The sequence below is a fragment of the Kitasatospora sp. NPDC087315 genome (genome assembly GCF_044744345.1).
Taxonomy (GTDB): Bacteria; Actinomycetota; Actinomycetes; order Streptomycetales; family Streptomycetaceae; genus Kitasatospora.
Window position 1 is genome coordinate 443,087 of the sequence record NZ_JBIUYD010000001.1, and the last position, 16,211, is coordinate 459,297.

The window sequence follows — 16,211 nt, forward strand, 5'->3', positions numbered from 1 at the left end:
CACTGGTGGTCTCGACGCTCGCGGCCTGCTCCGGGGGCGGCGGTGCCGGGCCCGCGTCCCCGGCCGCATCGGCCGGGGCGTCGGGAACGGCCGAGCCCGAGTCCTCGCCGCCCGTGGAAGGCGGGGGGCGGCAGCCCTCGGAGAACCGGACCTCGGTGGGTGGGAACCAGGGCGGGTTCAACGCCGCGGGCGAGGTGTCGGCGAGCGCCAGCGGCATCTGGCCGACGGTCCGCGTCTTCCTGGAGAGTTCGTCCCGGAGCACGTTCACCGCCGAGATCAGCCAGGTCGTCGACTGCACCGGGAACACCAGGTCCGCGCCGGCGAGTCCGCGAAGCCGGACGGTCACCGTGGTCGGCGGCAGCAGCACCACGGTCACGTTCACGCTCCCGGGGCCGAGGCCACCGGCCGGCAGTGAACGCGTCATCTGCCTCACCGTGACCGTGGGCGGCTCCAGCCGGAACGCCACCGCCTCGGGCCACGTCGTGGTCGAGAGCGCGTCGGAGGGCCAGAGCGGCAGCCCGGGCTCCGCCTCGCCCGGGGGCGGGAGCTCCTACCCGCCGGCCACGCCCGGGGCGCCCGGTGGCGGAACAGCGTCTGCGAGCACGCCCTGAGGCCTGCGGAGCAGGAGCCGCCCGGAGGCACCGGGGCCGGCGGCCCGGAGCCGGTGGCGCCCGAACCGGCGGCCCCTGAACCGGCGGCCTCCGCACCGGGGAGCCCGTCGCAGGAGGGGCCGCCGCAGGAGGCGCCGGCGGCGCGGCCGGAGACCTGGAGCGGCTGGATCGGCCGGATCGCCTCGTGGATCGCCCCCACCACCTTCGTCACCGCCCTGCTGCTCTTCTTCGGCTACGCCTACACCGACGCGCTCTACAGCTTCTTCGGCGTGGACGCCGCGACGCTCGGCTTCGCCACCCAGGACTACCTGCTCCGCAGCTCCGCCGCGCTCTACCTCCCGGTGGGAGCCGTCCTCTGCGGAGCCCTCCTCGCGGCGCTGGCCTACCACTTCGCGACCAGCGCCGTCCGCGACGACCCGGGTGCCTCCCGGGCCGTCCGCCGCTTCTGCCGCGTCATCGGGCTCCTGGCCGTTCCGCTCCTGGTGCTCGGCTTCCTCGCCGGATTCCAGACCATCGACGCGGGCGCGATGGGCACGCCGCTCCTGCTGGGCGGCGCCCTGCTGCTGGCCGTCCTCGCCCGGGTGCTGGCCGTGCGGAGCGCCGGCGCCCCCTACCCGTTGCCCGGGGAGCGGGCGGCGCTCGGCATCAGCGTCGCGATCATCGCGCTCTGCTCGTTCTGGGCCGCCGGGGGCTACGCCCACGAGAAGGGCACCAGCGACGCGCACCGCCTCGCCGGCAACCTCGCCCTGCGCCCCGCCGTGATCGTCGACACCACGGAGCGTCTCTACCTCCAGTGGCAGGGCGTGGACGAGCGGGCACTGCCGGACCCGGGGCCGGCCCAGCGCTTCCACTACCGCTATCGCGGCCTGCGTCTGCTGGCCCAGTCGAACAACCGGATGTTCCTCATTCCGTACACCTGGACCTGGAACGAGGGCAACGTGCTGATCCTGCCCGTCGACGCCGACGTCCGGGTGATCTTCCACCCCGGCTGACCCGGGCCGGGGTCTGGCCGGGGGCGACCTTGGCCGGGGCGACCTTGGTCAGGGCGGGCGGGGACCATCGGCCCGGGTGGGTGGGTCCTCTTCGGCCCTTACGGGACGGGCGCGGTGGGCGTGGGATGGAAACAGCCCAAGTCCTCCCGCTCGAAAGGCAGAGACCATGAAGGCCGCCGTCGTCCAAGACTTCGCCCAGCCGCTGGTGATCGAGGACCGCCCGGTCCCGACGCCCGCGCCGCACCAGGTGCTGGTCCGCCTGGAGGCGTCCGGGATCTGCCACACCGACATCCACGCCGCCCATGGTGACTGGCCCGTCAAGCCCAGTCCGCCGTTCGTGCCCGGCCACGAGGGTGTCGGCATCGTCGAGGCGGTGGGTGGGCAGGTCCGCCACACCAAGGCGGGGGAGCGGGTGGCGATCGCCTGGCTGGCCGACGCCTGCGGGCGCTGCGACCACTGCGTCTCGGGCTGGGAGACGCTCTGCCTCGGCCAGCACAACAGCGGCTACTCGGTGGACGGCGCCTACGCCGAGTACGCGCTCGCCCACGGTGACTACGTGGTGCCCGTCCCCGACGGCATCGACCCGCTGGACGCCGCACCGCTCACCTGCGCGGGCGTCACCACCTACAAGGCGCTGAAGGTCTCCGGCGCCCGCCCCGGCACGCGCGTCCTGGTCTCGGGCATCGGCGGCCTCGGCCACCTCGCCCTGCAGTACGCCCGCGTCTTCGGCGCCGAGACCATCGCCGTCGACATCACCGACGACAAACTCGCCCTCGCCCGGGAACTCGGCGCCGACCACGTCCTCGACGCCCGCACCCAGGACATCGCGGCCGAAGTCCAGAAACTCGGCGGCGCCGACGCGGCCATCGCGCTCGCGGTGAGCAACGCCTCCTTCCAGGCCGCCTACGCCTCGCTGCGCCGCGGCGGCACACTGGTGCTGGTCGCCCTGCCCGCCGGAGGGAAGCTCGAACTGCCCGTCTTCGAGACCGTGCTGAACGGCACCAAGGTGACCGGCTCGATCGTCGGCACCCGCCAGGACCTCGCCGAGGTCTTCCGCCTGCACGCCCTCGGCCGCACCCGCGTCATCCGCGAAACCCGCAAACTCGACGACGTCAACACCTGCATCGAGGAGGTGCTGGCCGGCAAGGTCTCGGCCCGCCTGGTCTTCGACCTCCGCTCCTGAGCCGCCACCAAGCCGTCACCGCGCCGCGCGGGGCCGTTCCCGGCTCCGCGCGGCGGTCTGCCCAGAGGTGACTGGACCTCAGATGCCGGTGTCCCCGCCGGCCGCCCGGACCCCTGGGCAGGCGCGGCGCCGTGACAGGCGGCGGTGGTGGCGCGGCAGAAGTCCACGTGCGCCCGGGTGGTGAGGGCGGCGGCACGGTGTACGGCGCGGTCTCCTTCCCGGGGCGGTGATGGCACACTTCGGACACACCTGAGGTTGACACCCGTCGGGATGTCGAGGCTTCTCGCACAGAAGTCTCGGGATGTGGAAGAGCAACATCACTGGGAGGGGTGCTGTGGACCGGACATCGGCCCAGGCCGAAGCCGCCGGAGGCTCCTGGGTGATCGGCATTGACGTCGGAGGCTCCGGCATCCGGCTCGCCCTCGCCCCCGACGCCTGGCCCGCCGACCTGTCCCGGGCGCGCACCGTCGAACTCGCGAGCCCTGCCCGGATCTCCGGCGCCGGCCACGACGCGGACGCCCTGCTCGGCCAGCTGCTCCCCGCCCTCGGCCCGCTGGCCGCCTCGGTGCGAGCGGACGGGCGAGCGGACGGGCGAACCGGTGGGTGCGTCAGTGCCGTTGCCATCGGAGCCACCGGGATGGCACTGCTCGGCCGCGACCTGGCGGCGAAGCTGCCCGCCCCGCTGGCCCGCGCCACCGGAGCGGGCCGGCTGGTCCTGGCCGGCGACGCGATCTCCGCCTACGCGGGCGCGCTCGGGGCGCGGCCGGGCGTGGCCGTGGCCGCGGGCACCGGCCTGGTGGCGATCGGCTTCCACCCCGACACCGGCTGGCGACGGGCCGACGGCTGGGGGCAGTTGCTCGGCGACTGCGGCGGCGGCGCCTGGATCGGCCGGGCCGGTCTGGAGGCGGCCCTGCGCGCGTACGACGGCCGTGCGGGTGGCTCGCCGGCCCTGCTGGAGTCGGCGGAACGCCGCTACGGCCCGGTGACCGGCCTGCCCGCCGCGCTCCAGCCGCGCCCGGACCGTGCCGCCCTGCTGGCCGCGTTCGCCCCGGAGGTCGCCATGGCGGCGGAGGCGGGCTGCGCGGTCGCGGGCGGGATCGTCCGGCGGGCGGGGGAGGAGATCGCCGTCAGCGCGGCTGCTGCTGCCGGAGCCGCCGCGCTGACGGAGCCTCAGATCGCTTTGACCGGAGGCCTGTTCAACCTACCATCGGTTCGCGGGGCCGCCGTGGCCACCCTGGCAGCCGTCCTGCCGGCCGCCCGCCCGCGTCGGCCCGACGGCCCGCCGCTGCTCGGCGCTCTCCGCCTCGCGGCCACGGCCGCCGCCCCGCCCTGGCCGCTCGACCCGCCACTTCTGGACGTGCGGACCTGGACCGGGTGAGCTCCCGGCCCGGCCGTCAGGAGGTCCGGACGGTGATGCCCCCGTTGGAGGTGCGGAGGTCGAGCCGGTACCGGCCGTTCGGGTCGTTGCCGACACCGATGTTCTTGCTGCCGTTGTCGGTGTCGGCCGAGACCTTGTAGGCGTCGGCCGGGACGGTGAGGGCGATGCCGCCGTTGGAGGTCTTCGCCTTCACGTCCTGGGCCCTGACCGGGGTGAGGTCGATCCGGCCGTTGCTGGTCTCCGCCTGGACGTGGTCGCCGTTCAGCCCGGTGCCCTTGATCGCGCCGTTGGTGGTCCTCACCTCGGCCGGGCCGGCCACGCCGTCCAGGGTGATGCCGCCATTGGTGGTGGACACGTTCACCTGGCCGACCTGGGAGAGGCTGATCGCCCCGTTCGAGGTCTGCCCGCTGATCGGCAGCCCGGCCGGGAGCTCCACGGTGTAGCCGACCGAGCAGTGGCGTCCGCAGCCGTGCAGGACCAGCGCGCCGTTCTCCACCGTGACGGTGGTGCCGGGCTTGTCGCCGGAGTAGTCGACCGAGCGGTGGACGGAGACCGTGTCGGCTCCGGCCCGGCCGTGCAGGGTGACGCTTCCGGTGGTGCTGTCCAGCCGGACGGAGGTGATCTTCTCCGGGATCGCGGAGTCGTCCTTGAAGTTCTTGTCGGGTGAACAGGCGCTGAGTCCGCCCACGGTGATCCCGGCGAGCACGAGGGCTCCGACGTAGCGGCGCTGCTGGCGCATTCCTCTACCCCACATCTGAGAAAGTCGCTGGTGAAGGCCCCCCTGTGGAGCCGGTTCGAGTACGGTATCCCGGTGCTGACGGTCCGGGGCATGGGGCTAACCCCCCGATCCCCGCTGGGGATTACTGGCGCGTTGGGGTGGTGCGGAGTGCACCGGCTGGACGGCCTGTCCGACGGCTTCGGCGGGGCCTCGCCGCGCGCCGCTCGGGGCCCCTACCGCTCGGGGCCCGTGCCGCCTACGCCTTGCGCGCCAGCGCGCCGTACATGCTGACCCGCTCCGCGCCCTCGCCGGGAGCGCCGTCCGGCCGCCAGAGCGGGACGGTGACGACTCCGGGGTCCAGCACCTCGAGCCCGTCCAGGAACGTCTGGACCTGCTCCCGGCTGCGGCCGACCAGTGGGGCGGTGGCCCTGTCGTAGACCCCGGTGACCCGGTCGCGGACCTCGGCGGGGATGAAGTCGGCCGTGCCGTGCGACAGGATCAGACAACTGCCGGGCGCCAGTGCGTCGAGCAGCGTGTGCACCACCTCGTACGGCCGGTCCTCGTCCCGCAGGAAGTGCAGTACGGCGGCGAGGACCAGTGCCACCGGGCGTCCGAAGTCGAGCAGGTGCTCGGCCTTGGTGGCGGCGAGGACGTCGGCCGGGTCGCGCAGATCGGCCTGGAGCACGGCGGTCCGGCCGAGGGGCGTCCCGGCCATCAGGGCGCGCGCATGAGTCAGCACGATCGGGTCGTTGTCCACATAGACGACCCGCGATCGCGGATTGACGGTCTGCGCGATCTCATGGGTATGGCCGGCCGTGGGGATGCCGGTGCCGATGTCAAGGAACTGGTCGAGGCCGAGGGCCGCCGCCGTCCGCACCGCCCGGTGCAGAAAGGCCCGGTTGGCCCGTGCGGTGGACCGGAACTCGGGGTTCGCCGCCAGCGCCCGTTCGGCGGCGGCGCGGTCGGCGGGGAAGTTGTCCTTCCCGCCCAGGTAGTAGTCGTACATCCGGGCCGGATGCGGGATCTCGGGGTGCAGATCGGCGGGGACGGAGGGCTCACCGTGCTCCCGCATCGTCTCGTACTCCACCGTTGCCTCCCCGCACCTATGATCTGATGATCTATTGGCGGACAGCCTAGGTGTTCAGGTGGATCCCCGTGCACGGATGGTCACTTCACCCGCTGTTGTGCGGAAATGGCTCACTTGCCTCATATGTGACGCCCCTTCAGCGGCCGCCGGGCGCCGGGCGTCGGTGATCGGCCCACCGTCGGGGACGGTCACGCGCGGGCGCGGCGGCTCGTCCGCGTTCTCGGGGTGGGCGGGACGTGCGCCATGGATCGTGGATGTCATGAGTGGTCCTCCCTGTCGATCCGGGCGCCGGGCGGCCCGGATGTGCGTTCGGGTGACTCAAGGTAGATCGGCTGTCGCTCTCCGCGCACGCGATTTTTCCGCTTTCACCTGATCGGGTGAGCCCGTGCTCGTCGGGCGAGCCGGGCCCTGCCCCGGAGCCGGTCCTTTGCCGCAAGGGCCGCGATACCCCGCGGGGTACACTGGGGGACTGGTCATCACCATGAAAGGCGGCCCGGACATGCAGGTGGACGAGGAAGCGGTCGGAGCGGTCCTGAACCGCCTCCGCCGGGCGCAGGGCCAGCTGGCCGGAGTGATCGCGATGATCGAGGCCGGTCGGGACTGCAAGGACGTCGTCACCCAGTTGGCGGCGGTCTCACGGGCCCTGGACCGGGCCGGGTTCAAGATCGTGGCCAGCGGCATGCGTCAGTGCATGGCGGCCGCGGACACCGACGCCCCGCCGATGAGCGAGGCCGAGCTGGAGAAGCTCTTCCTCACCCTGGCCTGACCCGGCCCGCCCCGGGCGCCGGCCCCGCATCCGCCGATCCGGACCGGCCGGTACACACCCGGCCGGTCCGTCTGCGGCGACCACCGTGCGACGGGCTCGGTACAGGGGGCGCCGGCCCCCGGTGCCGGTGCGGCCCGGGGAGGTCATGGCCGGACGCCGCCCGGCCGAGCTGCGCCCGCCCCCGCAGGGGCCCGCGACGACGAGACGACCGCCGCCGCTCCGGCAGACCCGTCCGCACCGTCGCCGGCTCCGAACAACCGCCGGACGACGGCCCGGTACCGGCCCGTCGTCCGGCGCGCCGCCCTGCCGTGTGCCCGGCCGGGTGACAGGCTCACATGCCTCGCCGTGGTGCCCACCCCGGGCGCCGTCCCCGCCGACCCCCGACCCCGACCCTGTTCCGGAACCGTCACCACAACCACCGGGCCGCCACTGATGACCGTCTCCATCGCCCTGTTCACCCAGGACCTGCGCCTGCACGACAACCCCGTGCTCCGGGCCGCCGCCGACGCCGCCGACGAGGTCGTGCCGCTGTTCGTCCTCGACCCGGCCGTCGCCGCCGTGGGCTTCGCCCCGCCCAACCGGTCCGCCTTCCTCGCCGACTGCCTCACCGACCTGGACGCCTCGCTGCGCCCGCTCGGCGGCCGGCTGGTGCTGCGCGGCGGCCCCGTCGCCGCCGAGACCGCCCGCCTCGCCGCCGAGGTGGACGCCGTCTCGGTCCATGTCGCCGCCGGTGTGAGCGGCTTCGCGCACCGTCGCGAGCAGGCCCTGCGCGAGCGGCTCGGCGAGCGGCTGCGTGTCCACGACGGTTCCCTGACCGTGGCCGTGCCGGGCGCGGTGACCCCCGAGGGCAAGGACCACTACGCCGTCTTCACCCCGTACTTCCGGGCCTGGCAGCAGACCCCGCGCCGCACCCTGCACCGGGTGCCGAAGGTGCTGCGCACGCCCGACGGGATCGCGAGCGAGCCCGTCCCGGTCGCCGCCCCCGACTCGCCGGGCCTGCCGCCCGGCGGCGAGAGCGCCGGGCGGCGGCGGTGGCAGGCCTACCCGCTCGAACAGTACGGGGACCTCCACGACGACCTCGCCGCCGACGGCACGTCACGTCTCTCGCCCTACCTGCACTTCGGCTGTCTCTCGGCCGCCGAACTGGTCGCGGCCGCCGAACGCCGGGGCGGCAGCGGCGCCGAGGCGTTCGTACGGCAGCTGGTCTGGCGGGACTTCCACCACCAGGTGCTCGCCGCCCGCCCGGAGGCCGCGCACCGCGACTACCGGCCCCGGGGCGACCGCTGGCTGCCCGACGACGAGGAGTGCGAGGCCTGGCGCCAGGGCCGGACCGGCTTCCCGCTGGTGGACGCCGGGATGCGCCAGCTCGCCGAGGAGGGCTGGATGCACAACCGCGCCCGGCTGGTCACGGCGTCCTTCCTGGCCAAGACCCTCTACAAGGACTGGCGGATCGGCGCCCGCCACTTCCTGGACCTCCTGGTCGACGGAGACCTGGCGAACAACCAGCTCAACTGGCAGTGGGTGGCCGGTACCGGCACGGACACCCGGCCCAACCGGGTGCTCAGCCCCCTCGCCCAGGCCGACCGGCTGGACCCGGACGGCGCCTATGTCCGCCGCTGGGTGCCCGAGCTGGCCGGGCTCGCGGGCCGAGCCGCCCACCGGCCGTGGCGCCTCGACCCGCCGCCCGCCGGCTACCCCGCCCCGATCGTCGACCCGGACGCCGTCTCCGCCCGTCTGCGCCACGCCCGCGGACTCGGCTGAGCCCGCCCGTGCCGCCGGCCCGCCGCGCCGGCCGTCGGACACCCCGGGGCGTTTGCGGCGGAGCCGCGGTCCCGGCTCAGCGCGGCGGCTCGGCGGCTGTGGGGCCGGCGGCGGCCGCCCCTGCCGTACCGACCCCTGCCGTACCGACCCCTGCCGTACCGACCCCTGAGGTATCGGCCGCCGTGGGGCCGGTCGCCGCCGCCACTCCGTGCCCCGCGACCGCCCTGACCGCCAGGGCGGCGGCGAACGGATCGATCATCGTCCGGCGGGCCTGCTGCATCGAGGTCAGCCGGTGGACGACGACGATCGCCAGCACGGCTGCCACCAGGCTGATCGTCTCCCCGACGGCCTCCAGGAGGACCGCACCGCGCACGATGTCCAGATCGGACGAGTCCGCGAGGGTGTTCGAGATCCGCCCGATCACCAGGGAACCGACCCAGGCCGACCACCACAGGGTCAGGATGGTCTGCGGCATCGTGCGCCGTCGGCCGTCCGCCGCCGGCGGGGCGCTCGCCTGCCAGCAGTCCACCATCAGCCGCCAGGGGAACCACAGGTGGACCAGCGGGGTGATCCAGGCGCCGATGGTCCAGCCCTTGCCGAGGCGGTGCCCGTTCGGAGTCAGCAGGTCGGCGTTCTGCCGCACCCGGTAGAACCAGATGACGAACACCACGGCGGTGGCCACCATCGCCAGGGCGGCGAGCCCGCTCAGCCCGTCGGACAGGGTGCTCAGGGTGTCGAGCAGGCCGCTGTCGACGTCGTCCGTCCCGTCGATCAGGCGGCCGTAGAACGTGTGGGCCCAGAGATCGGTCGCGACCAGCCCCAGGGAGATCAACCCGTCGAGGCCCAGCAGAACGAAGAGCGCCACCGCCAGGCCGTGCGGCGAACGGTACGCCGCGGGCCACTCCGGCGCCGCCTCCGCGCAGCCGAAGCAGCGCCAGTTCCCACTCGCCACGGGGCGCACCCCGCAAGCCACACACATCATCAGACCGTCAACTCCTGGACCGTCGCGCGCTCTCGACGCGCGAACCGGTGAGACCATCGCCCCGACCGGGGCGGGCCCGCCGACTCTATGGGGTTGCTGCACTTCGGTGCCATCGAGAATTCCCAGCTCAGCGGCGGTATCAACGCAAGTCCGACAGATCGCGCCCGACACCGGGCGGGCAGCGGATTCACGACCAGGGAGGGCGGGCGCACCGTGGCCCAGATCATCGAGGACTTCATCGAGGCGTGCATCGTCGGGCCGCGACCCCGACCGGTGCTGATGGCCGTGCGGTACGACCCCGGCGACCCTTTCGCGCTCTCGCTCGGCTTCGGGGCCAACGCCTCGGCCGAGCCGGAGGGTTCACTGTCCTGGACGGCCGCCCGAGAGCTGTTCGGTACGGGGCTGCGCGCGCCCGCCGGTCTGGGCGACCTCCGGGTCGGGCCGTGGTCGCCCGACCTGGTCGGCGTCGAGTTCCACGGGGACGAGGGCTGCGCCGTGGTGGTGCTGCCGGCCCGGGACCTCGCCGATTTCCTCGCGCGGACGTACGACGAGGTCGCGCCGGGCGCCGAGCACCGGCTCGTCCGGTGGCCCGACACGGTGGCCGAGCTGGTGGGGGAGTCCGGCTGAGCGGCCCCGGAGGACGGCCGTGCGGCCCGGGGCCGGTGACCGCCCCGGGCCGCCTCGGCGTGCGCTCCGTACGAGCCCGAGCCGCCCAGCCCGAGCGCGCCCCGAGTATCCGGTCGGAACACCCGCCCCGGGCGTCCTGACCGTTCGTTCAGCGGCCGGCCGCCAGGCCCGGGGCCAGCCGCCGGGCCTCGACCTCGGCCCAGACCGCCTTGCCCCGGGCGTGCCGATCGGCGCCCCAGCGGTCTGCGGTCCGCTGCACGATCAGGAGCCCGTGGCCGCCCGGCAGGCCGGGCCGGTGCGGCAGCTGCGGCTCCGGCAGCGCGGCCTCGCCGTCGCTCACCTCGATCCGCAGGCGTTCGCCGGTGGCGTCCAGCAGGAGCTCCAACGGGCCGCCGCCGTGCATCATGGCGTTGGCCACCAGTTCGGCCACGAGCAGCATGACGTCGTCGACCACGTCGGGGTCGGCGCCGTCCTCCGGAGTCAGCCACGACCAGTCGGCGAGCGCCTGCCGGGTGAACGCCCGGGCACGGGCCACCGGTTTGGGGAGCCCGGCCAGCAGCAGCCGCCGTCGCTGGCCGGCCGCCGGCGGGCCGACGCCGGACCGGCTGTCGTCCAGGGTGCCCCGGCCCCTCGTCATATGCGGTTCACCCCTTCGTGCTCTTCGCGGTGAGCGTGCCTCGCGACGGGTGTCCTCCGCACTGGGTGCTCTCCGCCGTGCATGCTCTTCGCGGTCGCAGGTCGTCTGGTCGGATTCCCGGGTGGCCCGGAGTTATTCCTGGAGCGGCTGATTCGATCGCCGCCCGCCCGGCGGCGAACCGGAGCGGCGCGGTGGCACCTGCCGAAGGGCCCGGGCGCGACGCGACCGGGCAGCGTCCCGCCGTTCACGCGGCGAGCGCCGCGCCGACCGACTCGTGGATCGAGAACACGGCGCCGGCACCGGTCAGTTCCAGGACCCGGGCGACCGGCGGGGCGATCGCCGCGAGCCGGAACCCGACCCCGGCCGCGTCGGCGGCCAGACGGGTCTTCAGCAGCAGATTGAGGCCCGAGGAATCACAGAAGCCCACGGCCTCCAGATCGACCACCACCAGCGCCGGGCGCTGCTTCACCAGCGAGGCCAGCGCCTCCTCGGCGGGGGACAGGCTGTCGATGTCGAGGTCGCCCGCCACCGCGCAGACCGCCGCCTCGGCCCCGGTGTGCCGGACCTCGACGGTCAGCGCGGCCGGTACGACGGGCGCGGCCGTCGCCGTCGGGTACTGCTCGTGATCGACTGGCATGGTTGTCGTCTTTCCCCTCCAGAGAGTGCCCTCCGACCTTACGCGGGGGAAAGCCGGCGGCCAAGGCGCGGGGGCCGCCGGACGGGCGTCCCGGCCGCGAGGCGGCCGGGACACGTTCGTTCAGTCCTCGTCCAGACCGTCGCGGAGCCGCTTCAGCGTCCGGCTCAGCAACCGGGAGACATGCATCTGGGAGACCCCGAGCCGGGCACCGATCTCGGACTGGGTGAGTTCCTCGACGAACCGCATCGAGAGGATCAGCCGGTCGCGCTCCGGCAGCGCGGCGACCAGCGGCTTGAGCGAGACCAGGTCTTCGACCTTCTCCAGCCTGCTGTCGTCGTCACCGAGCCGGTGCAGCAGGGAGCCCTTGGAGTCCTCGGACGGGTCCGTGCTCATGTCCAGCGAGCCGACGGTGTGCCCGTTGGCGGCGGTGAGTCCCTCGATCACCTCCTCCTGGGAGAGCGAGAGGTGCCCGGCCAGCTCCGCGACGGTCGGCGCGCGGTCGAGTCGCTGCGACAGCAGCTCCTGGGCCTTCGCCAGGGTGAGCCGCAGCTCCTGCAGCCGGCGCGGGACGTGCACGGCCCAGGTGGTGTCGCGGAAGTGCCGCCGGATCTCGCCGAGGATGGTGGGCAGGGCGAAGGTGGTGAACTCCACCCCGTGCTCCGGGTCGAACCGGTCGATCGCCTTGATGAGGCCGATGGTGCCGACCTGGACGAGGTCCTCCTGCGGTTCGCGGCTGGAGCTGAACCGCCGGACGGCGAAGCGGACCAGGGAGAGGTTGAGCTCGATCAGGGTGGCCCGGACGTAGGAGTACTCCCGGGTGCCCTCCTCCAGCCCGCCGAGCCGCCGCATCAGTGTGCGGGTCAGCGCGCGTGCGTCGGCCGGCGCGACCTCGCGCGGCGCCGTGATCTCCGTGATCTCCGTGATCTCCGTGATCTCCGTGATCTCCGCGATCTCCGGAATCTCCGGAATCTCCGCTGTTCCGGGCGTCCTGGGCGTCCCGGGGCTCTCGGGCCTCGGTCCGGGCACTCCACCGCCCGGACCCGCGTCCCTCGTCCGGGCCTGGCTTTCGGCGAACGAGTGCGCGGGGGCGAGGAGGGCATCACTGGGCGCAGCCATGTCGGTCCTTTCATCGGTTCCGCGACGGTCCGTGCCCCTGTACCCGCGATGTCCGAGGTGATTCCTCCCGGCGGTGTGACGAAGTCGTGAAGGAGATTTGTCACATTCCGGGGCGCGGGTCCTCACACTGGTCGGCCGCCGTCGGGCACGGCTCCCCGGGCCGCCCGGCGGCGGGCGCCACCGGCACCCGCGGGAGCGCGTGCGGATGGTGTTCGTGGACGTGCGCGACCAGGTGCTCGCGGACCTGGCAGCGCAGCTCGAAGGCGTCGTCGGCGTTGGCGGCGGTCATCAGGGCGCGCACCACGATGGTGGTCGGTGTGGTGTCGACCACCTGGAGGGCCCTGCCCTCACCGTCCCAGAGCGCGTTCTTGGCCAGGAAGTCGTCGAACACCATGCGCAGTGCGGCCACCGGAGCGCTGTGGTCCAGGTGGATCAGTGCCGTCCCGGTGATCCGGCTGGTCCGGCGGGACCAGTTCTCGAACGGCCGGCCCGCGAAGTAGGACATCGGCATGACCAGCCGTCGCTGGTCCCAGGTGGCGACCACCACCGAGGTGAGGGTGATCTCCTCCACCGTGCCCCACTCCCCGGCCACCACCACGACGTCACCGATCCGGACCAGATCGCCGAAGGCCATCTGGACGCCCGCGAAGAGGTTGGCGAGGGTGCTCTGCGCCGCGATCCCGGCGACCACACCGACCAGTCCGGCGGAGGCGAGCAGGCTGGTCCCGAGGCCGCGGACGGCCGGGAACGTCATCAGCATCGCCCCCAGGGCGACCACCGCGACGGCCGCCTGGCAGATCCGCCCGAGCAGTCCGGCCTGGGTCCGGGCCCGGCCCGCCCACGCGGGGTCGCGCCGGCGGACGGCGAGGTGCAGCGCGCCGTCCACCAGCAGCCGCACCAGGCGCGCGGTGAGCCACGCGCAGGAGGCGATGGCGGCGAGCACCAGCAGATGCCGGACGGCCCCGTGGACCGCCGGGGCCGCGCGCACCCACGGCTCTCCGGCGAGGATCAGCCCGCAGGCGGTGGCCGCGAGCAGCGGCGGACGGCAGCCGCGCAGGAGGGCCGGCACCCGGCCGGTGTGTCCCCGCGCGGCCAGCAGGCGGGCGACCGCCTCGGACGCCAGGTTCAGGACGTAGGCGGCGATGGCCGCCGCCGAGGCGACGGCGAGCAGGCGGACGAGGCTCCACCCCTCCACACGGATCCCTCCTTCGGACGCGCTCGGGATGCTCCGGGTGGCCCGCCCGCTCCGCAGCCGCCGCGGGGGAGCGGCCGGGCCGGGCGTCCGCCTGCCCGCTGCGCCGTCGTTCACGCCGGTCCGGCCGGAAGTCCCGGTCCGGCGGGCCGGTCCGATGGACCGTCCGGAGCCGGTCAGCCTCGGTGCCGGTCCGTTCCGCGGCCGGGCACGCCGAAACCGGGTACGCCGAAGCCGGGCATGGTCCGGCCCGGGCGGGGCAGGCGGTTCGGCGAGCGGCCGCCGGACGGTGGCCGGTACCTCGGGAGGAAGGGACGCACGATGACGAAGATCGAGGAGTCGGTCCAGGTCGACGTGCCGCTCTCGGCGGCGTACGAGCAGTGGACCAGGTTCGAGGAGTTCCCCCGGTTCATGCGGGGTGTGGTCAGCATCGAGCGGCGGAGCCCCGGGCTGACCCGCTGGGTGGTCGGTGTGGCCGGGGCACAGCGGGAGTTCGAGGCCCGGACGACGGAGGTGGTGCCGGACGAGCGGGTGGCGTGGGCCACCGTGGCCGGCGAGGTCCGTCAGGCCGGGGTGGTGACCTTCCACCGGATCGGCGAGGGCACCACGAAGATCATGCTCCAGCTGGACGTCGAGCCGCACGGACTGCTGGAACGGATCGGCGAGGCACTGGGCTTCGTGGACCGTCAGGTCATCGACGATCTGCACGACTTCAAGCGGTTCGTCGAGGAGGGGCGCGGTCACGGCGGTCCGGCCCCGGCCGGCTGACCGGCGGCCGCCGACCGGTGCCGGTCCACCCGGTCCACCGGACCCACTTGGTCCACTCCGCCCGGCCGCGTCCCGTCGGCCCGGCCGGGCCGGAGTTCCCGCACCGCCCGATGTTCCGTCACACCTCGTTCATGTCCTGGTCGCCGACCTTCGGATGAATGGGGCCCGCCCCCAGTTGTACAGCCAACTGCGGGCAGCCCTACCCAGCCTCCGTGACCAGCCGCGGACGGGCCGCGGTCCCCGCCCCCCCGCGGACCGGCCTCCCGAGCGGCGGACAGGACAACCGTGGCCACAGGCAGCGCCCTGGCGCTCACCTCCTCCGCCAACCCCTTCGAGGGCGACAAGCTCACCTTCCACTGGACGACCGACGCCCCCGACGCCAAGAACTGGGTCGGCATCTACGACGGCACCCGCCGGCCCGGCAACGGCGGCTCGCTGCTCTGGAAGTACACCGCCGCGGCGTCCGGCGACGTCCAGCTCGACACCTCCGCGCTGACCGGCGGCCCCTACACGGCCTACCTGCTGGCCAAGGACGGCTACGGCATCCTGGCGCAGACGGTCCCGTTCAGCTTCCGGCCCAAGCCCGTCGTGGTCCGCCCGCACAGCGCGGTCGACGCGCTCACCACCGCCCCCGCGGCCCCCGGCGCCGCCGTCACCGTGAAGCTCGGCGGGCTCTGGTCCCGCCCGGCCGGCAACCCGGCCGGCACCGCCGCGTTCCGCAAGGTCAGCGGCCCGGCCTGGGCCTCCGTCGGCGCCGACGGCACCCTGACCGGCACCGCCCCCGCGGCATCGAAGAACCCCGAGGTGGTGGTCGTCGGCGTCAAGGACAGCGCGGGTGCCACCGACACCGTCACCGTGCAGATCCCGGTCGCCGACCCGGCCGGGCCGCTGCTCCTCAAGGCGGCCGGCTGGAACCTCTGGGACGCCGGCACGCACTCCACCGACGCGCTGGAGAAGCAGCTGCGCGTGGTGCTCGCCCAGGGCCTGGACGTGCTCGCCCTCCAGGAGACCGGTGGCACCGCGGCCCGGGCGCTCGCCGACGCGCTCGGCTGGTACGCCTACCAGAGCCCGGGCAGTGTGGGCATCCTCAGCCGCTACCCGCTCACCGCCGTCACGCCCGTCACCGCCGCGCTGCCCGCCGCCGGTGTCACCCTCCAGTTGCCCGGCGGGCGGACCGTCCGCTTCTGGGCCGCGCACCTGGACGAGGCGAACTACGGTCCCTACGCCGTCCAGGACGGCCAGAGCGCCGCCCAGGTGACGGCCGCCGAGAACGCCTCCGTCCGCCTCCAGCAGGCCAGGGCGCTGGCCGCCGCCGTCCGGGCCGACGCCGCCGGGCGCACCCCGGTCGTCCTCGCCGGGGCGCTTTCTTCGCCCTCGCACCTGGACTGGACGGCGGCCACCGCCACCGCGCACGGCGGCGTCGGCCCGCTCGCCTGGCCGGTCACCACCGTGCTCCAGGCCGCCGGACTGACCGACACCTTCCGCGAGGAGAACCGCAACCCGGTCAAGGCCCCCGGCTTCACCTGGTCGCCGGTCCGCAAGCAGCGCGGCGGCCGGCCCGAGCCGCAGGACCGGATCGACTACGTCCTGTACACCGGCTCGTTGAAGCTGGTCGAGGCGCACACACTGGTCGCCGACTGGCCCGCCACCGGCACCGACCCGGACGCCGTCGCCGCCAACCAGTGGCCGTCCGACACGGCCGCCGCCGTCGCCACCTTCCGGCTCTGAGCACTCCGCAGCTCTGACCGCCCACCCG

The 16,211-nt window shown here is 74.2% G+C and carries 16 protein-coding genes; 9 read left to right on the forward strand and 7 right to left on the reverse strand.

The annotated features are described in order from the left end of the window. Nucleotides 1–155 precede the first annotated feature (155 nt). The 4 genes from ACIO5D_RS02005 (at nucleotide 156) to ACIO5D_RS02020 (ending at nucleotide 4,164) form a co-directional block, all read left to right on the forward strand. Nucleotides 156–611, forward strand: a complete 456-nt coding sequence (locus ACIO5D_RS02005; RefSeq protein ID WP_363610117.1) for a hypothetical protein — start codon at nucleotides 156–158, stop codon at nucleotides 609–611. 53 nt (nucleotides 612–664) lie between these two features. Continuing rightward, nucleotides 665–1,603 (forward strand): hypothetical protein, encoded by a 939-nt coding sequence (locus ACIO5D_RS02010; protein ID WP_400793617.1) that lies wholly within the window; start codon nucleotides 665–667, stop codon nucleotides 1,601–1,603. Between the two features lie 166 nt (nucleotides 1,604–1,769). Next, nucleotides 1,770–2,786 carry an alcohol dehydrogenase AdhP gene (gene adhP / locus ACIO5D_RS02015; protein WP_400793619.1) on the forward strand — a complete coding sequence of 339 codons (1,017 nt, stop codon included), beginning with the start codon at nucleotides 1,770–1,772 and terminating at the stop codon, nucleotides 2,784–2,786. Between the two features lie 379 nt (nucleotides 2,787–3,165). Beyond that, nucleotides 3,166–4,164 (forward strand): BadF/BadG/BcrA/BcrD ATPase family protein, encoded by a 999-nt coding sequence (locus tag ACIO5D_RS02020; protein ID WP_400793621.1) that lies wholly within the window; start codon nucleotides 3,166–3,168, stop codon nucleotides 4,162–4,164. 16 nt (nucleotides 4,165–4,180) lie between these two features. On the opposite strand, the gene ACIO5D_RS02025 is transcribed toward ACIO5D_RS02020, so the two are convergent. Continuing rightward, nucleotides 4,181–4,903: a DUF4097 family beta strand repeat-containing protein gene (locus ACIO5D_RS02025; protein WP_400654923.1), complete on the reverse strand. Its 723-nt coding sequence runs from the start codon at nucleotides 4,901–4,903 to the stop codon at nucleotides 4,181–4,183. Nucleotides 4,904–5,138: 235 nt separating this feature from the next. Next, on the reverse strand, nucleotides 5,139–5,969 hold the full coding sequence (locus ACIO5D_RS02030) for an SAM-dependent methyltransferase (RefSeq protein ID WP_400793623.1): 831 nt from the start codon (nucleotides 5,967–5,969) through the stop codon (nucleotides 5,139–5,141). Nucleotides 5,970–6,468: 499 nt separating this feature from the next. Here ACIO5D_RS02030 and ACIO5D_RS02035 point away from each other — a divergent pair, with 499 nt between their 5' ends. Together ACIO5D_RS02035 and ACIO5D_RS02040 are read left to right on the forward strand one after the other, a co-directional pair. After that, nucleotides 6,469–6,735 (forward strand): metal-sensitive transcriptional regulator, encoded by a 267-nt coding sequence (locus ACIO5D_RS02035; protein WP_363610377.1) that lies wholly within the window; start codon nucleotides 6,469–6,471, stop codon nucleotides 6,733–6,735. Nucleotides 6,736–7,167: 432 nt separating this feature from the next. Continuing rightward, nucleotides 7,168–8,496 carry a deoxyribodipyrimidine photo-lyase gene (locus tag ACIO5D_RS02040; protein ID WP_363610375.1) on the forward strand — a complete coding sequence of 443 codons (1,329 nt, stop codon included), beginning with the start codon at nucleotides 7,168–7,170 and terminating at the stop codon, nucleotides 8,494–8,496. A gap of 76 nt (nucleotides 8,497–8,572) precedes the next feature. Here the strand turns inward: ACIO5D_RS02040 and ACIO5D_RS02045 are convergent, their stop codons facing one another. Then, nucleotides 8,573–9,448, reverse strand: coding sequence for a DUF4328 domain-containing protein (locus ACIO5D_RS02045; RefSeq protein ID WP_400793625.1), 876 nt, complete (start codon nucleotides 9,446–9,448; stop codon nucleotides 8,573–8,575). 243 nt (nucleotides 9,449–9,691) lie between these two features. Here ACIO5D_RS02045 and ACIO5D_RS02050 point away from each other — a divergent pair, with 243 nt between their 5' ends. Further along, the gene (locus ACIO5D_RS02050) at nucleotides 9,692–10,105 is read left to right on the forward strand and encodes an SsgA family sporulation/cell division regulator (protein ID WP_363610371.1); all 414 of its coding nucleotides are present in this window, start codon (nucleotides 9,692–9,694) and stop codon (nucleotides 10,103–10,105) included. Between the two features lie 148 nt (nucleotides 10,106–10,253). Here ACIO5D_RS02050 and ACIO5D_RS02055 read toward each other — a convergent pair whose 3' ends face one another. From ACIO5D_RS02055 to ACIO5D_RS02070, 4 genes are all read right to left on the reverse strand, one after another. Beyond that, complete coding sequence (locus ACIO5D_RS02055) at nucleotides 10,254–10,742, reverse strand: ATP-binding protein (RefSeq protein ID WP_400793626.1); 489 nt, start codon at nucleotides 10,740–10,742, stop codon at nucleotides 10,254–10,256. A gap of 244 nt (nucleotides 10,743–10,986) precedes the next feature. Next, nucleotides 10,987–11,379 (reverse strand): STAS domain-containing protein, encoded by a 393-nt coding sequence (locus ACIO5D_RS02060; RefSeq protein ID WP_363610367.1) that lies wholly within the window; start codon nucleotides 11,377–11,379, stop codon nucleotides 10,987–10,989. A 120-nt stretch (nucleotides 11,380–11,499) separates the two neighbouring features. After that, nucleotides 11,500–12,495, reverse strand: coding sequence for an RNA polymerase sigma factor SigF (locus tag ACIO5D_RS02065; protein ID WP_400793628.1), 996 nt, complete (start codon nucleotides 12,493–12,495; stop codon nucleotides 11,500–11,502). Nucleotides 12,496–12,595: 100 nt separating this feature from the next. Next, on the reverse strand, nucleotides 12,596–13,690 hold the full coding sequence (locus tag ACIO5D_RS02070) for a mechanosensitive ion channel family protein (RefSeq protein ID WP_400654932.1): 1,095 nt from the start codon (nucleotides 13,688–13,690) through the stop codon (nucleotides 12,596–12,598). 318 nt (nucleotides 13,691–14,008) lie between these two features. Here ACIO5D_RS02070 and ACIO5D_RS02075 point away from each other — a divergent pair, with 318 nt between their 5' ends. Both ACIO5D_RS02075 and ACIO5D_RS02080 read left to right on the forward strand, forming a co-directional pair. Beyond that, nucleotides 14,009–14,455 carry an SRPBCC family protein gene (locus tag ACIO5D_RS02075; protein WP_363610361.1) on the forward strand — a complete coding sequence of 149 codons (447 nt, stop codon included), beginning with the start codon at nucleotides 14,009–14,011 and terminating at the stop codon, nucleotides 14,453–14,455. Between the two features lie 285 nt (nucleotides 14,456–14,740). Beyond that, nucleotides 14,741–16,183, forward strand: coding sequence for an endonuclease/exonuclease/phosphatase family protein (locus ACIO5D_RS02080; protein WP_400793630.1), 1,443 nt, complete (start codon nucleotides 14,741–14,743; stop codon nucleotides 16,181–16,183). Nucleotides 16,184–16,211: the final 28 nt, after the last annotated feature.